The organism is Pseudomonas sp. RGM 3321 (genome assembly GCF_022836805.1).
Lineage (GTDB): Bacteria > Pseudomonadota > Gammaproteobacteria > Pseudomonadales > Pseudomonadaceae > Aquipseudomonas.
This window is the reverse complement of the sequence record NZ_JALHBH010000112.1, coordinates 138,300-156,680: the sequence shown is the minus strand read 5'-3', so window position 1 is coordinate 156,680 and position 18,381 is coordinate 138,300. Positions and strand designations below refer to the sequence as shown.

Genomic DNA, 18,381 nt, shown 5'->3' with positions numbered 1-18,381 from the left:
GCCATCAAAAGTGCTTACAAAGGCCATGTAACAGTCATGTAAACCTAACTGATCGGTCATATTCAGTTGCTAGATTCTCGGCCTCTGACAAGAAGGGCGGATGGTATGAGAACGTGGGACGAACCTAAAAAACGCAAGGCGCACATCGAACTGATCCCGATGATCGACGTGATGATGTTCCTGCTGGTTTTTTTCGTACTGGTCAGCCTGAACGTGATTCCGGCTCTGGGGATGAAAACCCAGTTGCCGAGCGCCAGCAGTTCACAGCAGCTCAAGCCGCAGAACAAATCGATCCTGACCCTGGGCCTCAACGGCGAATTACAGCTTGATGGCAAGGCGACCACAGTCGAGGCTCTGGTGCCTGCCTTGAAGGCGCTGGAAAAGCCCGATACTAAAACCACCATTATCGTCAACAGTGACAAGGGCGTTGAGGTCGCACGTCTGGTCGAGATCATGGACACCTTGCGTCTGGGTGGCTTTACCTCGGTTTCCATTGCCACGCGTAAATCCTGACCATGTATGTCCTGTTTCGTGTACGTCAGTGGCTCGCAGGCCTGCCAGCGCTGGTGGCGCTCATCGTCATTGTGATGGGCGTGCAAACGCGGGCCCTGAAGGTAGAGCCGGTTTACGACGAGTCAGCCGTGGAGCTGGCGTTGATCGAACCCGAGCCTCCAGAGCCCGTGGTGCCGCCCGAGCCGCTTCCGGTTCAGCCTGAAGAGCCGCCGCCGCCGCCGCCCGTGGTGGAAAGCGAAGACGCCGAGCCGGCTCCGCCACCGCCCAAGCCTGTGCCTAAACCTGTCCCCAAGCCCGTGCCCAGGCCCAAGCCGGAACCCAAGCCGCGCCCGGAACCGGTGCCCAAGCCAGCCCCGGCGGTAGTAAAGCCAGCCGAGCCGGTCCAGGCCCCTAGTAAGCCTGTGGCCAGCGCTGCCGTCGCGCCGCCTCAGCCACCGGCGCAGCCGAAAGTAGACACGCAGGGCCTTGAAGGCGGCTACCTCAAAGGGCTGCGTAACGATCTGGATGGCTACAAACAGTACCCGACCGGGCGTCAGGCCTCACTGGAGCGTCCGAGCGGCGAAGTCGTGGTGTGGTTATTGGTGGATCGCCAGGGGCGAGTGCTGGACTCCGGCATTCAGACCCAGGCTTCCAGCATGCTGCTCAACCGCGCGGCAGCCAACAGTCTGCGACGCATCAAGCAAGTCAAACCGTTTCCCGAACAAGCCTTCGGCGGGCGTAGCGAACAGCGCTTCACCGCCACCTTCAACTACAGCTTGCAATAGCACTGACAAGGAACAGAGTGATGAAGTTTTCCAGAATTCACCTTGCGTTGGTCGCCGCTGGCATGAGCCACGGCATGGCCATGGCTGATTCGAGTGCCAGTGACGTCGGCACCATTGGCGTACAAGGGAAGGCGACGGTTGGCGGTGGCTACATGGTTCAGGAGGAGAGCATCAAGGCGCGCTCCACGGTAACCAAGGAGGCGCTCGACAAGCAGACCGCGACCGGGAATGCGATCGATAAGCTCAAGTACACACCGGGCCTGAATATCTCCAGTGAAGATGCCACCGGCCTGTCGGGCTTTCGCTTTACCATGCGCGGCCTCAACTCCGACCAGGTCGGGATGTCGGTAGATGGCATGCCCATCAACGACTCCGGTAACTATGCACTGTATTCCAACCTGCTGGGCGACCCGGAAAACATCGATCAGATCTTCGTCACCCAGGGCTCTGCCGAGAGTGACGGCCCGCACATCGGTTCCAGCGGTGGCAACATCGGTATTGTCACTATTCGGCCCACCAAGGAAACCGGCGCATTCGTCAAACAAAGTGCAGGCAGCAATGGCACTTACAAGACTTTTGCGCGGCTCAATACCGGAGAAATCAACGGGCTGAGCAACTGGCTGTCGATGTCTCACACCGAAGGTCAGAAATGGCGCGGCGATGGCGCGGTGCGTGCCGACAAGGTGGAGTGGAACAGCTTCTTCGACATGGGCTCGGGCAATACCGCCAACCTGATCCTCAAGTACCACGAGCAGGACAACAACAGCTACAGCCAGCTCACCAAGAGTCAGTTCCAGCAGAACGGGCGCAAGTTTGACCCTTATCCTTCGACGCCTGCGCTGGGCAGCAACGGCAAATTGTCCAGCTACTACGAGCTGGCGCAGAACCCGTTCCAGACGTTCACCGGCGTGCTCAATACCCAATTCAAACTGGCCGACAATCTGTCTCTTTCCGTCGTCCCGTATTATTTCTGGGGTAACGGCAGCGGCGTGAACAGTTCTTCCTATGCGCTCAATCGCGGCTCGAATCAGAACGGTGTGTTCGACCTGAGCAACCTGCCGACGGCGGCGGCTTATAACGCAGACGGGTCATCGACCACTGGCGTGTATTACCGGCCGTCGCGCACGCAGACCTGGCGTCCGGGCATCACCACCAAGTTGAACTGGGACGTCAACGACGAACACAGCGTACAAGTCGGCTACTGGTATGAACGCGCGCGCCAGTCGCAGACTCAGCCCTTCATCCGCCTGAAGAGCAATGGCAAGCCTGAAAGCATCCAGCCAGATTCGGACTACATGGTCGATGCCAACGGCAACGAGATCCAGGGCCGTGACCGCTATACCGTGACGCCTGCACAAAAAGTCTGGGCTCAGGACACCTGGTATTTCGCCCCGGACTGGACGCTGGTCGGCGGCCTGGCCTTCATGAACGTCGAACGTGAAGGCACCAACCACGGCAGCCTGACCGAGCGGCCGGAAAAACGCGACCAGACCTACAACAAGCTGTTGCCGAACGTCGGCCTCAAATACCAGCTGGATGAGCGCGACCAGTTGTTCTACAGCCTGTCACGCAACATGCGCGTGCCGCAGAACTACGTCCTCTATGACCCGGGCACCGGCTCCATCGACAGCAAGCCGGAGACCAGCTGGAACCACGAATTGGGCTGGCGCTACACCGAACAGGACATGACGCTGGCGGCCACACTGTTTTACCTGCAGTTCAAGGACCGTCAGGTGTCATCAAAAGACGTCAATGGCGACTTTGCCGACATCAATGCCGGTGCAGTCGACAACAGCGGTCTGGAACTGGAATGGAGTGGCCTGCTGCCGCACCATTTCAATTACTACACCTCGTACACCTACACCCGCGCCAAACAGAAAGATGACCTGACCGTCTTCAATAACGGTACCGCCATCGAACTGCCGACCAGTGGCAAGCAATTTACCAACGTGCCGAAGAACATGCTGGCCGCCAACATCGGCTACGACGACGGAAGTTATTACGGGACCTTTGGCGCCAAGCTCACCAGCAAGCTGTATGGCGACCTGACCAACGACGAAAGCATTCCGGGGCGCACCATCTTCAATCTGGGCGCAGGGATCTACCTTCCGGTGGACAAGAAAATCGTCAAGGACGCCACCTTGCGTCTGAACGTCGACAACCTGTTCGACAAGGAATACCTGGACGGCGTGTACACCACCAAAACCAACGCGGGCACTTACAGCGGTTTCCGCGATGGCGACCCGGCCTACATCGTCGGGGTCGAGCGTACCGTCACCGTTTCTCTTGAAGCCAATTTCTAATTTCATTGACCAGAGGTCCGTGCCATGGACATGAATCAGCTTCACGACATCACCTTCTATGTGATGTACGCCGCCATCGCGATAGCAATCTTTGTCGCGATTGAACGAGGCATCTACTTCGCTTACGTGCGTCGCCAGTCGCGGGCCCTGCAAACGGCACTCGGTGCTTCGGTACACAGTGAAAAGGACCTGCCGGAGACGCTGACGCGCCGGACCAGCCTGCCACTGGAAATGGTCCTGCCGGTGCTTGCGCAAAAAAATGCGCAGGGCTCGCGCAGGGATCTGGATGACGTCATCGAAACCCAGTACCTGAGCACGCGCGCGCCGCTGGCCCGCAGCCTCTGGCTGATCGAAACCATCACCACCGCGGCGCCATTGTTGGGCTTGTTGGGGACGATTCTGGGCATAATCGACACCTTCAAGGCCCTGGCCAGTGCCGGGGTGTCCGATCCCGGGCAGATTTCCGCCGGTATCGGTACAGCGCTGTTCGCGACCGGGTTGGGTATTGCCATTGCCTTGTTCTGCGTGGTCTTTCACAACTACTTTCAGGACAGCCTGGAACGCATCAACGACCAACTCAAGATTCTGCTGATCCGCGCTTCCAGCGGAGCACGTGTGCATGACGAGGCCGAGCATCCGGCTGTTTCGGCTCAACCGAAATACCGGACGGCTTGATCCAAATAGCGGCGCGTGCCTCTGGCATGCGCCATCTTGTCTGTGTCTGGCGATGAGGCTCGCAATGCCCTTTTACCCTTCATATCGTCGACTGTCCCTGAGCTACCGCGCCGTGATCGCAGCGTTACTGCTGGGCAGTTCGTGCGCGCAGGCAGACTTCGCCATCCCGGGTTTCGAACTGGTACACACCGTGCCGGTCGGGTCTGGCCTGCAGACGCCTGACCTGCGAGCACCCGGCGAGGTCTGGCGCGAGCTGTTTGACGGGGCTCGCGAGCGTATCGACATCGAACAGTTCTATGTCGCAGACCACGCAGGCTCGGTCATGGACAAGGTGCTTGAAAGCCTGACGGCAGCCGGGCAGCGCGGAGTGAAGATCCGTTTTCTGCTGGAGGAAAAAGGTCTGAAACTTTCCGACCCGCAGACCCTTGAGCGACTGCGCGCGATCCCCAACCTCACCTTGCGCGTACTGCCCTACGCAAAACTCACGGGCAGCGGCATCATTCACGCCAAATTCCTGGTCGTGGATGGCCGACAGGCGTTCATCGGCAGTCAGAACTTCGATTGGCGCTCACTGGAGCACATCCACGAAACCGGCCTGCGCATTGACGAGCCGACCGTCGTGAGCCAGACGCAGGCCATATTCGATCAGGACTGGCTTGCCCAGGCGGCCATTACCGAGGGCAAACCGGTGCCGTTGCCGCGCCCGATCAATAGCGCATTGCCTGACGGCAACTACCTGATCGCCAGCCCGCAGCGCTATAACCCGCCAGGTGTCGTCGACTCCCAGGCCGAACTGCCGCGTTTGCTGGCGCAAGCCAAAAGCGAGGTTCGTGTCCAGTTGCTGGACTACGCGCCCCTGTCCTACGGGCCCGACAAAACCCGGCCTTACTATGCGGTCATCGATAATGCCCTGCGCAGCGCAGCCGCCCGCGGTGTGTCGATAAAACTCATGGTGTCCGACTGGAACACCGGCATGCCCGAAGTCGCCTACCTCAAAAGTCTGGCCCTGGTGCCCAACGTGCAGGTGCGCATCGTCACACTGCCGATGGCCGAGCAGGGTTTTATCCCCTATGCACGCGTGATCCACAGCAAGACCATGGATATTGATGATCAGGTTGCCTGGGTAGGCACCAGCAACTGGCTGGGCGGCTACCTCGACAACTCGCGCAATCTGGAAGTGGTGATGCACGATAGCTCGATGGCCAGGCGCATCGGCCAACTGCACGAGCAGCTTTGGGATGGGCCGTACGCCAAACCCATCGACATCAATCGCGACTACCCGGAACCGCATCCGGGTCAGTTGAATGCAGCTCCCCACTAGGTCTCAACGCCCGCTTCAGCCACAATGACGCCTTTCACCCACCAGCCTGCTGCGGGCTGTAAACGGATTGGTGCTACTGATGATGCTCTCTTTCAAGCCATGGTTGCGGGGCCTGGCGCTGGTTTTGCCTCTGGCTGCGTTGCTGACCGCGTGTGACAAGTCCGACAAATCCGACAAGCCGGTGACGCCGCCTGCGCCGCCGCACACCACGTATAGCCAGGCTGGCTGGGACGCGCTGCCGGCGGTGTCGGACGCGGATTTGCAGGCCGGTTTTGCCTCGTGGCGCAGTGCGTGTGTCCGTTTGAAGGCCGATGCGGTGTGGGGGGCGACGTGTGCGGCGGCTGCGAGTCTTGCGGCTGCACCGGATGTTGCGCAGATCCGCACCTTTTTGCAGGAGCAGTTGCAGGTCTACAGCCTGCGCGCCGACGGGGGCAGTGCCGATGGTTTGATCACCGGTTATTACGAGCCTGTCTATCCGGGCAGTCTGACTCAGACCGCCACGGCCAATGTGCCGGTGTATGGCATTCCGGACGATCTGATCGTGGTCAATCTGGACAGCATTTATCCCGAGCTAAAAGGCAAGCGTCTGCGCGGTCGGCTTGAGGGGCGGGTGCTCAAGCCTTACGACGACGCTGCAACGATCAGCACGCAGGGCTTGAACGCGCCGGTGATTGCCTGGCTGACCGACCCGATGGATCTGCAATTCCTGCAGATTCAGGGCTCGGGGCGCGTGAGTCTGGAAGATGGCTCGCAGCTGCGTCTGGGCTATGCCGATCAGAACGGTCGTCCGTATCGCGCGATTGGTCGCTGGCTGGTAGAGCAGGGGCAGTTGAAGAAGGAAGACGTGACCATGGGCAGCATCGCAGCCTGGGCCAAGGCGCATCCGGAGCGGATCGGCGAACTGCTGGCGAGTAATCCCAGCTACGTGTTTTTCGCCCGTAACCCCGACAGTAATGAAGGCCCGCGCGGCTCGCTGAATGTGCCGCTGACCCCGGGCTATAGCGTGGCCATCGACCGCAAGGTGATTCCGCTGGGCAGTCTGCTCTGGCTCTCGACGACGCGGCCGGATGGCAGCAGCGTGGTGCGTCCGGTCGCTGCCCAGGACACGGGCGGTGCGATTGCCGGTGAAGTACGCGCCGACCTGTTCTGGGGGACCGGCGACGAGGCGGGCAAGCTGGCTGGCGACATGAAGCAGAAAGGCAATATCTGGCTGTTGTGGCCCAAGGGCATGCCGTTGCCTCAGTCCGCAGAAACAGCTCCTGCAGCCACCCCGGCTGCTGTCAGTCACTGAAATCCCTTCACCTCGATAGCTACCGTCCTGCTCAATGGATAGGTAGCTATCTTCTTCATGCACCCGTTTTCCTTCCAAATACGCTTGAGATAGCGAAATGCAATGGGGCGAGAGTGCTGCCAACAGCGCCGCCAGAGCCATCGGTTTGCAGGTGAAAAAAGCCGGCATAAAGGCCACTTCATAGCGTCAATTCCAGATTTAGACGTTACCCATTGCCGAGTGCCCCGGCGGACTCGACTGGTTGCCGTCGTCATTACAACCTGCGCCGTAAAGCGTGGCCGCCACGCAGATCACCGAGCTTGCCAATGAATCGACGGAGACAGCAAGCTGCCCAACGTCGCGCTGATCGGCACGTCGTTCTCGCGCAATTCGGGTTTTGTCGGTTTTCTACAGCGCGCACTCGGCGCCCCGATTGGCAACGTTGCCAAGGACTGCGGCGAGCTCTTGGCAACGTTGCCAACCTTTACTTTGACAACCCGGCCTTCCGCCAGACGCCGCCCAAACCGCTTATATGGGAAATTCCCGAGTGGGATCTGCAGACCATTTATGGGAGGGTCGACAAGTTAGATGTACCTGTAAAATAAAGCTCGGGCATACCCTGTTCGAGACAGGGTTACGATTATCAAGTCTCAGATGGAGGAACGCCCGGCTGAAGCCGGGCGTTCTTTAAATAGTGTAACTTTTATTCAAAAGAATATTTTTTTTCGGCGATGAAAGCGGGCTCCTTCCAGCTGGGTCCTTTAGACGTGCGACCATTTGCATCTAAAGCCAGAATGCCCTCACGGAAAAGTCGGGTGTAAGTTCCCCAAAGCTCACCGGACTGAAGCGCCTCAAATTTATAAGTGGTGTACAGTCTGTCTATCCGTGGTTGGGACGTAGTTAGAGCCAGGACTGCCAATACATCTGCCACGGTTTCGTTAATGATAATGTCTCTGATGTGGGTCATTTCATTGGCCTCTCAATGCGTCAGCATGATCTTGTTTGTCACCAGCCGATTGAGCCGCTTCGGTGTAAAGAAAATCACGATTTTCGTTAATTCTATAATCCTCAAGGGCTGCCGTATGAGCGTTATTCCATACGTTACCTTGCACGCCATCAGCCACCCCCAGTGCCCTGTAACGTTCTAATTCCCTGAGCTCGTGGGTGTAAAATCTTTTATCAGTATCCGTCACGGCTAACTCGCCGCGCAAAATTTTTTCCAGACGATCAATCATTATAGTATTTGCATCTGATGAGCCGAATCGGCCTGTGTGCAGCTTAACGAGATCAATGCCGTCCTGAGTGACTGAGGCGGTTGTCCAGTCAAGGTTTTGGGTGGGGCCGCCCGCTTTTTCAGGATCGTACATTCGACCGCTATGCTCTCCTTTGGTTGTTGCCCCTTCATAGGGGCTGTTGAACACCACATAGACCGGAGGCAGACCCGAATTTAACGGATAAACGTAAATGGCGTCCCGAATATCCATCTGGCTGGTGCCGGATAAAGGTTCGGCTTTCACCTCGATAGGCTCCAGTGTAATTCCAGCGTACGCCGGAGTTTCGACTGGTTGCGCCACCGTCGTCGTTGAGCTGTTTCCAGGTGCTGCGATTGGAAACGTCAAGGTGATGGGCGGGGTGTCCGAAGTGGTAAAGGTGTAGGCGTTGGCCACTGGGTCCAGTATCAGAGCCCTCACAGGCACCTTGGGAGAAAATCCGCCTTCGGCTTGTGTTGCCACGACTGAATACTTCGACTGATCGCCGTAAATTCTATAGGGCATATCGACCGTTCCACCCGTTGCCGCCACGTCATTCAAGGCGTCGGGCAGATCAGGCATCAGAACCCTGGCCGGAAGGTCCAGCATTCTTTCCGGTAACTCTCCATTGCCAAGCGAAGGGGAGTACAGCAACGTGCCGATGCCTACGGCTGTGGTAGAGCTGACAGCCGTGCCTGCGAGAGCCGTTAATATTTCGATAGCGGCTTGAATGGTAGCGTCCAGAAAGAGACCGGATCCTGCTGTAACGGAAATGACTCCTGCAACTGCACCCAACTGCGGTGTACCCGCTTCCGGGAGCCTGAGCGTCTTGCCCGCTTCTAGCGCTTGAGCTTCTGCCGTCACGCGCGCGTGCTCGTCAGCGTCACGCTGGGCCTGCGTCTCTGCCTCCATACGAGCTTGTTCAGCCGCTTCGGCAGCTACTCGGCGAGCTTCTGCTTCGGCAGCAAGAAGAGCCTGCTCATCCGCTACTCGCTTGGCTTCAGCCTCCACTGCAACTCGGGCTTGTTCAGCGGTTTCGGCAGCAAGTCGAGCGTGCTCTGCAGCTTCAACGGCAAGCCTCGTCGACTCGGTTTCTGCCGCGATACGTGCGTCCTCCCTGGCCTGCGCTGCAGCAATAGTATGGCTCAGTGATACAGACCTCTCTGTGAGCATCCTGATTTTCTCTTCAAGAATTTTTGCTCTGTAGGCTGCTGTAACTGAGGCTTCCCAGCTTTTATAAACGTCAAGGGGAGAGCCCAGGTCTCTTCTTGTTTGAAAGATATTTAAAAAATCCACAGCGTTTTTTTTAATATCTACCGCCAATGCATGCCTGCCAAAGAAAGCATGAGCGCCTTCGTTACTCTTGGCTAACTCAGCAGCGCGCTGTGAAATCAGGCTGTCCACCACGTTTTTTTCAATCGTAGACTTTTCTAACTCAGAGAAGGGGTAATCTCCTACGCCGGCAGAAATTTCCGCGTCAACGTCAGCCGGAAGGAGGGGCAAAAAGTCTATGTAAGACTGATGGATGTTTTGCTGTGTTGAAGAGGCCGTCACGATAATGGATATCGTGTACTGCTCGTTTCTTATACCCCTTTTACTGAAGAATGCATCCAGCTCATGGTTTGCAGGAATAGTGCCGTCCCATCGCAGCGGTCTGGCGATTACTCCGGCTCCTGACAGCGGGCCTAATGGCCTGGGCAACGGCTGGCCAGGTGTTACGATTGTGGGTGGAAGAGTAATGACGTTTTGCGGCATGTGCTTATCCTTAAGGTTTAAATCGCCGAATAATATCTCCTTGATATTAGGTAGTATTAATAGGCACGAAGTGCGGTACATAGGTATAGGTAGTTGTTTTTTTGTTCAGGCTTTCAGGCACGCAATTGAAACGCATGCTGGTGTAGGACTGGTCAGCGGCCGCACGTAGTGTTGCCGGTTTTGTAATCCATCGCAGTGTTAAGGCGTTACTTCTGGTGCTGAATGCATTGGTCGCGGCGTACGTTGCTTTGAACCCATGGGACAGCAAGAGCCCCCCATAATCGAGCTAACCGTTCAGCCAGTTCACCCCAAACGCGGATCAACCACAAAATCCAGCTCTTTGGCCGTCGCCACAACCGCCCTGAACTCCGGGTGCTGGACGTTGAGCAGGTAGTTGGACTCGCGCGGAATGATCACGCTGGGCACGGCCAGTGCCAGGCTTTGACGCGAGGCAAGCCAGTCGTCGCCGAACGAGGCGGTTGCCGGTGGTGCAGGCTCTTCGCGCCAGTCGCGGGGCAGGGTGTCCGGGCGTGCATTGAGGACGTGCTCCTCGGCAATCTGCAGTTCAAGCATCGTGTAGTGCTGAGCCACAGTCGCGTTGTTCAGGTGCACCAGCACTTCCAGCAGGGCCAGTGACTCGCTGCCCGCGCAGTACACGCAGGCGTTGCCCTTGCTGTTCCAGCGTCCGCCATAGAGCTTGGCGCCTTCGCCGTCGAAGGCCTGCGTCAGCCATTTGCGCTTGACCAGTCGATAGACCGCTATCACGCCACGACCCCGTGTTCCAGGCGGCCGATCAGGTCAAGCACTGCCTGAGCCTCTGCCGAGGTCGCGAGCATTTCCAGCGGCCTGCGATTGCCCAGCCCGTAGACCGGGTTGGCCAGCCACAGGCGAGTCGCTTCGGCGTCGTTTTCGAACAGGTCCAGCGCCGCCTTGTACACCGCTGCCAGGCGGAACAGCCGATCGCTTTCCTCGGCATTGAAGCGGCGCACCTTGAGACGTCGCTGTAAGGTCGCCGGCGCGATGCCCAGATGTTCGGCCAGGGTCGAGCGGTTCAGGTCGGTGTAATGCGCCAGACGTTCGAAGACTTCATATGGCAAACCGTCATGCAGCGCCGAGTACAGCCGCGCGCCTCGTGCGGGAATGCCCAGGTGTTGCCAGAAATCGTCCTGCCGGGGCAGTGCTGGATGATAGTCGCGTATGGGCAGAGACATGGCACACCTGTCTATCGAGTGATCGCTATTAAATCTATCACTTGATAATAGGCTGGTTTGGGTGGTCGCGGTAGTGATTTGCAGCAACAGAAAGCGACTTAAATTACAGAAACTGCAAACATCGCCGACTTAAGGCTATAGGTTTAGTTTGAATGTTGCTGATCGAGCGTTATAGGCTCAGTCTCAGTCGATTTCGATAGTGCTGTCGAACGTATACGTGCTGTCCGCCGTTGTCAGCCTGATTTTTTTGCAGTGAGAACCACACGATGTCCACGCTTGCACTATTGATATGCGATGACTCGAACATGGCGCGAAAGCAGCTGTTGCGCGCGCTACCTGAAGACTGGGATGTGTCGGTCACGCTGGCCACCCAGGGGCAGGAAGGCCTGGAGGCGATTCGTAAAGGTCAGGGCCAGGTGGTCCTGCTCGACCTGACCATGCCGGTGATGGACGGTTACCAGACGCTGACGGCGATTCGTGCCGAAAACCTCGACGCCAAGGTGATTGTGGTGTCGGGCGACGTGCAGGACGAAGCCGTGCGTCGGGTCATGGAGCTGGGCGCGCTGGCGTTTCTGAAAAAACCTGCCGACCCGGACGAACTGAAAAGCACACTGGAGCGCCTTGGTCTGCTGGGCAAGCCTGCGGTGTCGCCGGTTGCACTGCCGGCCCTCAACAACAAGGGCGGGGTGATCAGCTTTCAGGATGCGTTCCGCGAAACCGTCAACGTCGCCATGGGCCGTGCAGCGGCGTTGCTGGCCAAGGTACTGGGTGTCTTTGTGCAGTTGCCGGTGCCCAACGTCAACATGCTCGAAGTTGGCGAGCTGCACATGGCGCTGGCCGATGCGCACAGCGATCAGCGCCTGACTGCGGTGTGTCAGGGCTACATCGGTGGCGGTATTGCAGGCGAGGCGCTGCTGATTTTCCACGACTCGGAAATTTCCGGTATCTCGCAGCTGATGGGCGGCGATCACTCCGACAGTTCCGACATGGAGATGCTCCTCGACCTGTCCACGATCCTGATCGGTGCCTGCCTGAGCGGTATTGCCGAGCAGATCGACATCGCCTTCTCGCAAGGCCACCCACAATTGCTGGGCGCGCAGGGTGGCATCGACGAGCTTATCCGTATCAATCAGCAGCGCTGGAAAAAGACCCTGGCGGTTGAAATCAGTTACAGCGTGGAAGGCCATAACATTCACTTCGATCTGTTGATGCTGTTCACCGAAGATTCGGTCGAGCTGCTTACCAAAAAACTCGCCTACATGATGAGCTGACCCATGAGCAACGCTATCGAAATCAACGAGCTTCATTGGTTGCTGGCCGTCACGCAGAACATTGACGTAGGCATTGTGGTGCTGGACCTGAACTACCGGGTGACGGTCTGGAATACCTTCATGGAAAACCGCTCCGGTGTGGTGCCCTATGTGGCAATCGACAAGACCTTCTTCGAGTTGTTTCCGGAGGTTAACCGCCAATGGCTGAGCAAGAAAATCGATAACGTCGTGACCCTTGGCACACCGGCGTTCACCATCTGGGAACAGCGGCCGTATCTGGTGCGCTTCAAAAATTACCAGCCGATCACCGGGCACGAAGAGTTCATGTACCAGAACACCACGCTGTTTCCGCTGCGTTCAACCACCGGGGCGATCAGCCATGTGTGCCTGGTGATCTATGACGTCACCGACGTGGCAGCCAACCGCAATCAATTGCAGGCAGCCAATGACAAGCTGCAGCAACTGTCGGGTGCTGAACAAAAGTAAACGGCTGTCTGGCTCGTCGGGGCAGCAAAACCGCACTGCGGGCTTGATCCCGCTCGTGCTAGGATCGCGATTTTTCCGCTGACGCTCAGGGACATCATGCGACCTCAAGCCACCCTCACTGTTTTGCCTGTCGAGCGCCCGCTGGTCGGGCGCGTCAGCCCGCCGGGCTCCAAGTCGATCACCAACCGCGCATTGTTGCTGGCCGGGCTGGCCAAAGGCACCAGCCGCCTGACCGGCGCGCTGAAAAGTGACGACACCCGCGTGATGTCCGAAGCACTGCGTCTGATGGGCGTGCAGGTCGACGAGCCGGATGACAGCACCTTTGTGGTCACCAGCAGCGGGCACTGGCAGGCACCGCAGCAGGCGCTGTTTCTCGGCAACGCCGGGACCGCAACGCGCTTTCTGACCGCTGCACTGGCCAACTTCGAAGGCGACTTTGTGGTCGACGGCGACGAGTACATGCGCAAGCGCCCGATCGGTCCGCTGGTCGATGCCTTGCAGCGCATGGGCGTGGAGGTCAGCGCACCCAGTGGTTGCCCGCCGGTGGCCATCAAGGGCAAGGGCGGTCTTGAGGCCGGTCGTATCGAAATCGACGGCAATCTGTCCAGCCAGTATGTGTCGGCACTACTGATGGCCGGTGCCTGTGGCAAGGGGCCTGTGGAAGTGGCGCTGACAGGCAGCGAGATCGGCGCGCGTGGTTACCTCGACCTCACGCTGGCGGCCATGCAGGCCTTCGGCGCCGAGGTTCAGGCCATCGGCGACGCCGCCTGGAAAGTCTCGGCTACCGGCTATCGCGCGACGGATTTCCACATCGAACCGGATGCCTCGGCGGCCACCTACCTGTGGGCTGCGCAGGCCCTGACCGAGGGCGCTATCGACCTGGGCGTGGCCAGCGACGCGTTCACTCAGCCTGATGCACTGGCCAGTCAGATCATCGCCAGCTTCCCGAACATGCCGGCCGTGATCGACGGCTCGCAAATGCAGGACGCGATTCCGACGCTGGCGGTACTCGCCGCCTTCAACCGTCAGCCAGTGCGCTTTGTCGGCATCGCCAACCTGCGGGTCAAGGAATGTGACCGTATTTCAGCACTGTCCCACGGTCTGTGCGCCATCGCACCGGGCCTTGCGGTAGAAGAGGGCGACGATCTGCTGGTGCACGCCAACCCGGCGCTGGCAGGTACTACGGTAGATGCCTTAATCGATACCCACTCCGACCATCGCATCGCCATGTGTTTTGCGCTGGCAGGCTTGAAGATCGCCGGTATCCGTATTCTCGACCCCGATTGCGTCGCCAAGACCTACCCAGGCTACTGGGATGCGCTGACCTCATTGGGTGTAACCGTCCAGCGCTGACCGCAGGCGCAGCGGCCGTTTTTCAAATCCCGAAAAACGGCTGCATCATCCGCGCCAGCAGCCCGTGAAAGCGCAGCCTTGATTCCGTCGCCAGCACGCAGATGCATTCGCGGTCAGGGTAGGCGACGGGCTGGTGCTGGATGTGGCTGTCCAGATCGGCTACGTCATTGAGCCCGAACGCTCCCTGTATGTCATGGTACGCGCCCTTGAGCACCATGGTCATCTCGCCGCTGTCGTGGCTGTGTACCGGCATGCTGACACCGGGGGCGATTTTCAGCAGCATCAACTTGCCTTGTTCAATACCTTGCGCACGTACTCGTTGCACGCCAGGAACCAGTGTTTTCCACTTCAGTGTGCTAAGATGTCGACCGAAATGCGCGTGCATGCAGACAGGTAACAAATCCGGGTCATGATTGGCTGCCGGCATCGAATACATTGCCGGTTCAGCGCCCGCTTGCTGTTCATCAAGACGCGCGAGCATTGCCGACCTGCCCTTGAGCGGCACCACGCTGCTGATGTGCTGCTGCATCAACACACCGCCAATCTCTTCGGCCTGCCTGAGTCGCGCACGGCACTCTGCACAGCGCTCAAGGTGCGCCGCAGTCACCACCGCGAGCACCTGCGACAGCGCTCCCGCTGCATAGCTGACCAGAGTCGCGTCATCCGGATGATGTCGTGGGCTCATCATGATTCCTCTATCCGCGAACGCAATTTTTGAAACGCCAGGCGCAGGCACGATTTCACCGTGCCCAGTGGCATACCAAGGCGTTCGGAAATTTCCCGATGGCTGAGCGCTTCGAAATACGACATGCGCAACACCCGGGCCTGGTCGGTGGGCAGGTTCTGAATGGCAATGTTCAGTTGTTGCTCCTGGCGCTGGCTGTAATCGAGCGTTCGATCTACCGGGGCCTCCAGGCGCTCGAGTTGTTCCAGCGAATTCTGCACCTGCACCCAGCCGCGGTCCTTGCGCACGCTGTCGATGTACAGATTGCGGGCAATGCGAAACAGCCATGTTCCCAGGCTGGCCTTGGTCGGGTCGAAGGAGTCGGCCTTGTACCACAGCTTGAGCAGCACTTCCTGCACCAATTCTTCAGCCTGCCCCTCCGGCACATTCAGCCCGGTCAGATAACGCAATAAGCGCGGCGCGAAGTAATCGTAGATGCGCATGAAGCTTTCGCGGTCCCTCTGGCGGGCCACGGCGGTGACTTCATCAATCCAAAGTCGGGTTATTGTCGATTCGCTGTGAGAGGGGGACAAGTGACAGAAGGTCCTGAGACTGGCAGTAGTGCGCATGATCCACCTTCTGATCACCATTGTCTGGTTTTGGTTCGCAATGCAGAGGTGTTACGTAACGGGATGGGGAGTGGATCACAGCAATTGATAAAGGAGGGCCGGAGTTTGCCGGTAGAAACATTTCCGGTGTTCAGTTATGCCGTGGACAACAGAACCGGTAGAGCCGAATTACGCCTGCTCGACAGCCTGACAAAACAAAACTGAGAGAGGCTCGTAAAAAGGCACCACATGGAGGGGCTGTGTTGTGCGTGCCCCTCAATGTGGTGCGGTGCCCGCTAACCTCATCGAAAGGCTTGGGCGAGTGGCGTCGGGTTTTTGCAGGCTGGCATTGACGGAGTGTCCGGTCTTGCGGCCATTCGCTGCCACTATCATTTCTAACAGTAGAACACTGAGGGCGGTCTGTTTAATCTGAACGCTGGACGCTATCCAAGTCAGGGAGACAATCATGGATACTCACGTTGCGCGCGGTTCATATTCGCAGGTCACGCTGGCCACTCTGTTACTGATCATCTTTTGTATGGGGCTTTTTTTTGCGCCGGAGCGAGCTCAGGCTATAAACCTGGCGGCCTGTCCGATAGGGACTCACACCGCAAATTGGTCGCCAGGAGTGACCAATACCGCCAAGCCTACCGACGTGTTGACGACAAGCAATTGGGGGCCGTGTGTTTTACCTGCATTTCCTCAAGTGGTCAGCGCTTCGTCGATCCAAAGCTTTCAGGCACCGTTATCCTGTCAGTCTTTGCTGCTGCAAACGTCCAATGTTGTATGGATCATTACCTGGAACGATGGGGTGACCAGCACCTACACGTTCAATACGAGTTTCAATACTGTAGGCGGTCTGATTACAGCCGTGCTGGGTACAGGGACAATTACAGATGGCCGTTTCAAGAACGCCATTGCGGTGAGTACATTTGAACTGGGTAATATTCAGGCCACGTTGAACAACAGCTGCAGCACTACGGGCGGAGTTAACGGTGTCAGCGGTCTTTCAACACTGGTGATTACCCCGTAACGACAGGCGTGGAGCATGCCCGCATAAAGCCTGCTACAAGGGCTTGTAATGCAGACTGACCCTCAACTCCATCGACTCCCCCTGACGTAATAGGCTCAATCCCGGCCGCCCGGGCAAATGATGTGCGTTGACTGGGTGGCTGACCGGCTCGAAGCAGAAGAAACCCAACCCTGGCGGGCAGAACACCAGAAAGTATTCGCTGCCGGTGACTTGGCAGTGCAGCTCATAGCCCAGATCCGGCTGGCTGATGATGCTCAGGCCATCCCAGCCAGTGAAACCGTTGTCCAGACGTGTGTCTGGCAGCGCGTTGCCGTGTCGGAAGTCCCATTCGGCGGGCAGGTCCTGCAAGGCGCTGGGCAACCCGGCTTCGTCGCACAGCCATACCTGCGCAGCCGTGGCCTGCAAGCGTGTGTGAGGCGTGCGCGGCAGGTAAGGGTGCAAGCCCAGCCCGTGCCAGGCGGCACGACTGTCCAAGTGGGTAGTGGTCAGTTCGATGCTCAACTTGCCGTCTTGCAGGGTGTAGCGCAGTTGCGCGAGGTAGGCGAACGGCGTCTGGCTGTCGAGTTGCAGGCAGACCTGCTCTGCGGTCTGCTCGATAACCGTCCAGACTTGTTGCCAGGCGCTGCCATGAATCGGCAACGGGTCGTTGGCGCTGTTGGGGGCCAGTGCGAGCCAGCCATCCGGGGTCTCGAAACCGCCGTTGCCGATCCGGTTCGACCACGGCGCCAGCGGGTAGCAGGCCAGTCGGCGAGGTGTACCGGCAGCCAGTGCCTGTTCGTCGCTCGGGCGCAGCAGGGGGTGCCCACTGGCCAATACGGTCCAGTTGACGATACTGCCACCGATGTAGGGGGCCAGAGTGAGGCGGGTCAGGCCATCTTCAAGGGTCAGTACGTTCGCGGGCATGATGCAGGACCTTCGTGGGTGACGGACTGGATGGTTGAGAGGCAGGTAGTGTGGCGCGCCGCCAGGTCAGCAGGACGATACCGCTGACGACGATCAGCCCGCCGATGACCTGGCCCTTGCTGAGCAACTGATCAAGAATCAGCCAGCCGAATAACAGGCTTGCCACCGGCTCGATGTTCATCACCGGCGCATTGCGGGCGATGTCCAGCCGCGCCATGCAGATGAACAGCAGCGAAAAGCCCAACCCGTACAGCACCACTAGACTGGCCAGAGCAGTCCAGCCGATGCGGCTTGCCGGCAGATCCACTCCACCGGGCAGCAGGCCACTGGCACCGGCCAGCGCAGCCGCCGCGAACACCACGACCATGGTCAGCATACTGCGCACCGTGCCGCGCATGCTGGCCAGTTTGTTGTCGGTGATCCACAGCGCAAAGGCGAACACCACTGCTGCGGTAAACGCATAGGCGATACCTTCCAGCCACTGCGGTTCGCTGCTGCCTGGGTTTGAAAGCCGCTGCGGCACATCCAGCGCCAGCGTCAGGCCGAACAGAATCAGTGCCATCAGGCCAGCGGCACGTCGCGTGGGCCTGGCACCGCCGAGTGCCCAGGTCAACAGCGCCAGCAGAATCGGCGAGACGTTGACCACCAGCAATGCCAGCGCCACCGGAATACGGGCCACCGCCGAGTAGATGCAAAAACTCTGAGTCGCGATCAGCAAGCCCAGAAGCAATTGCCAGCGCCAGGTGCTGGCAGGAAGACTGAGCTTTTCACGTTGCCAGAGCACCAGGCTGACCAGCACCAGCAGGGTGACGCCGGAGCGGCAAAGAATAGCCAGCAGCAAGCCGGTGTCATGATCGAAAGCGATGCGTGCCGCAATGTGGTTGCCGGCAAACGAGCAGGCCAGCAATGCCAGGATCAGCACGGCAATGTGGCGGGGAAACAGGGCAGGGGCAGACATATGCAACCAGCCTCCTTGGCTGGACAACAGAGGTGCATACCGG

17 protein-coding genes and 1 pseudogene are annotated in these 18,381 nt (G+C 58.6%); 11 read left to right on the top strand and 7 right to left on the bottom strand.

The window, feature by feature from the left end; translation table 11 throughout:
* The first annotated feature begins 105 nt into the window (after nucleotides 1-105).
* The 7 genes and pseudogenes from RGM3321_RS16365 to RGM3321_RS16335 form a co-directional block, all read left to right on the top strand.
* Complete coding sequence (locus tag RGM3321_RS16365) at nucleotides 106-513, top strand: biopolymer transporter ExbD (RefSeq protein ID WP_002552107.1); 408 nt, start codon at nucleotides 106-108, stop codon at nucleotides 511-513.
* 2 nt (nucleotides 514-515) lie between these two features.
* Nucleotides 516-1,277: an energy transducer TonB gene (locus RGM3321_RS16360; RefSeq protein ID WP_244393925.1), complete on the top strand. Its 762-nt coding sequence runs from the start codon at nucleotides 516-518 to the stop codon at nucleotides 1,275-1,277.
* Nucleotides 1,278-1,297: 20 nt separating this feature from the next.
* Nucleotides 1,298-3,580, top strand: coding sequence for a TonB-dependent receptor (locus RGM3321_RS16355; protein ID WP_244393924.1), 2,283 nt, complete (start codon nucleotides 1,298-1,300; stop codon nucleotides 3,578-3,580).
* A 24-nt stretch (nucleotides 3,581-3,604) separates the two neighbouring features.
* Complete coding sequence (locus RGM3321_RS16350; protein ID WP_003404753.1) at nucleotides 3,605-4,255, top strand: MotA/TolQ/ExbB proton channel family protein; 651 nt, start codon at nucleotides 3,605-3,607, stop codon at nucleotides 4,253-4,255.
* A 64-nt stretch (nucleotides 4,256-4,319) separates the two neighbouring features.
* Nucleotides 4,320-5,576: a phospholipase D-like domain-containing protein gene (locus RGM3321_RS16345; protein ID WP_057457745.1), complete on the top strand. Its 1,257-nt coding sequence runs from the start codon at nucleotides 4,320-4,322 to the stop codon at nucleotides 5,574-5,576.
* Between the two features lie 79 nt (nucleotides 5,577-5,655).
* Nucleotides 5,656-6,867: an MltA domain-containing protein gene (locus tag RGM3321_RS16340; protein ID WP_244393922.1), complete on the top strand. Its 1,212-nt coding sequence runs from the start codon at nucleotides 5,656-5,658 to the stop codon at nucleotides 6,865-6,867.
* Between the two features lie 91 nt (nucleotides 6,868-6,958).
* A pseudogene (locus RGM3321_RS16335) lies at nucleotides 6,959-7,451 on the top strand (cell division protein FtsQ); the annotation flags it as partial.
* Between the two features lie 363 nt (nucleotides 7,452-7,814).
* On the opposite strand, the gene RGM3321_RS16330 reads toward RGM3321_RS16335, so the two are convergent.
* From RGM3321_RS16330 to RGM3321_RS16320, 3 genes are all read right to left on the bottom strand, one after another.
* Nucleotides 7,815-9,851, bottom strand: a complete 2,037-nt coding sequence (locus RGM3321_RS16330) for an S-type pyocin domain-containing protein (RefSeq protein ID WP_244393920.1) — start codon at nucleotides 9,849-9,851, stop codon at nucleotides 7,815-7,817.
* Nucleotides 9,852-10,154: 303 nt separating this feature from the next.
* Nucleotides 10,155-10,616, bottom strand: coding sequence for an RES family NAD+ phosphorylase (locus tag RGM3321_RS16325; RefSeq protein ID WP_244393918.1), 462 nt, complete (start codon nucleotides 10,614-10,616; stop codon nucleotides 10,155-10,157).
* Nucleotides 10,613-11,062, bottom strand: coding sequence for a DUF2384 domain-containing protein (locus tag RGM3321_RS16320; protein WP_003404776.1), 450 nt, complete (start codon nucleotides 11,060-11,062; stop codon nucleotides 10,613-10,615). The genes RGM3321_RS16325 and RGM3321_RS16320 overlap by 4 nt, the downstream gene beginning before the upstream one ends.
* A gap of 266 nt (nucleotides 11,063-11,328) precedes the next feature.
* Here RGM3321_RS16320 and RGM3321_RS16315 point away from each other — a divergent pair, with 266 nt between their 5' ends.
* From RGM3321_RS16315 to aroA, 3 genes are all read left to right on the top strand, one after another.
* Nucleotides 11,329-12,333, top strand: a complete 1,005-nt coding sequence (locus tag RGM3321_RS16315; RefSeq protein ID WP_244393916.1) for a response regulator — start codon at nucleotides 11,329-11,331, stop codon at nucleotides 12,331-12,333.
* Nucleotides 12,334-12,336: 3 nt separating this feature from the next.
* Nucleotides 12,337-12,819: a PAS domain-containing protein gene (locus RGM3321_RS16310; RefSeq protein WP_002556144.1), complete on the top strand. Its 483-nt coding sequence runs from the start codon at nucleotides 12,337-12,339 to the stop codon at nucleotides 12,817-12,819.
* A 96-nt stretch (nucleotides 12,820-12,915) separates the two neighbouring features.
* The gene (gene aroA / locus RGM3321_RS16305; RefSeq protein ID WP_244393915.1) at nucleotides 12,916-14,172 is read left to right on the top strand and encodes a 3-phosphoshikimate 1-carboxyvinyltransferase; all 1,257 of its coding nucleotides are present in this window, start codon (nucleotides 12,916-12,918) and stop codon (nucleotides 14,170-14,172) included.
* A 22-nt stretch (nucleotides 14,173-14,194) separates the two neighbouring features.
* On the opposite strand, the gene RGM3321_RS16300 is transcribed toward aroA, so the two are convergent.
* Nucleotides 14,195-14,857 carry a ChrR family anti-sigma-E factor gene (locus RGM3321_RS16300; protein ID WP_244393962.1) on the bottom strand — a complete coding sequence of 221 codons (663 nt, stop codon included), beginning with the start codon at nucleotides 14,855-14,857 and terminating at the stop codon, nucleotides 14,195-14,197.
* Nucleotides 14,857-15,369, bottom strand: coding sequence for a sigma-70 family RNA polymerase sigma factor (locus RGM3321_RS16295; RefSeq protein ID WP_244393961.1), 513 nt, complete (start codon nucleotides 15,367-15,369; stop codon nucleotides 14,857-14,859). Before RGM3321_RS16295 ends, RGM3321_RS16300 begins: the two co-directional genes overlap by 1 nt.
* Before the next feature lie 541 nt (nucleotides 15,370-15,910).
* Here RGM3321_RS16295 and RGM3321_RS16290 point away from each other — a divergent pair.
* Complete coding sequence (locus RGM3321_RS16290; RefSeq protein ID WP_244393912.1) at nucleotides 15,911-16,477, top strand: hypothetical protein; 567 nt, start codon at nucleotides 15,911-15,913, stop codon at nucleotides 16,475-16,477.
* A gap of 33 nt (nucleotides 16,478-16,510) precedes the next feature.
* On the opposite strand, the gene RGM3321_RS16285 is transcribed toward RGM3321_RS16290, so the two are convergent.
* Both RGM3321_RS16285 and RGM3321_RS16280 read right to left on the bottom strand, forming a co-directional pair.
* Nucleotides 16,511-17,380, bottom strand: a complete 870-nt coding sequence (locus RGM3321_RS16285; protein ID WP_244393911.1) for an aldose 1-epimerase — start codon at nucleotides 17,378-17,380, stop codon at nucleotides 16,511-16,513.
* Nucleotides 17,355-18,338 carry a DMT family transporter gene (locus tag RGM3321_RS16280; RefSeq protein WP_244393909.1) on the bottom strand — a complete coding sequence of 328 codons (984 nt, stop codon included), beginning with the start codon at nucleotides 18,336-18,338 and terminating at the stop codon, nucleotides 17,355-17,357. The genes RGM3321_RS16285 and RGM3321_RS16280 overlap by 26 nt, the downstream gene beginning before the upstream one ends.
* Nucleotides 18,339-18,381 lie beyond the last annotated feature (43 nt).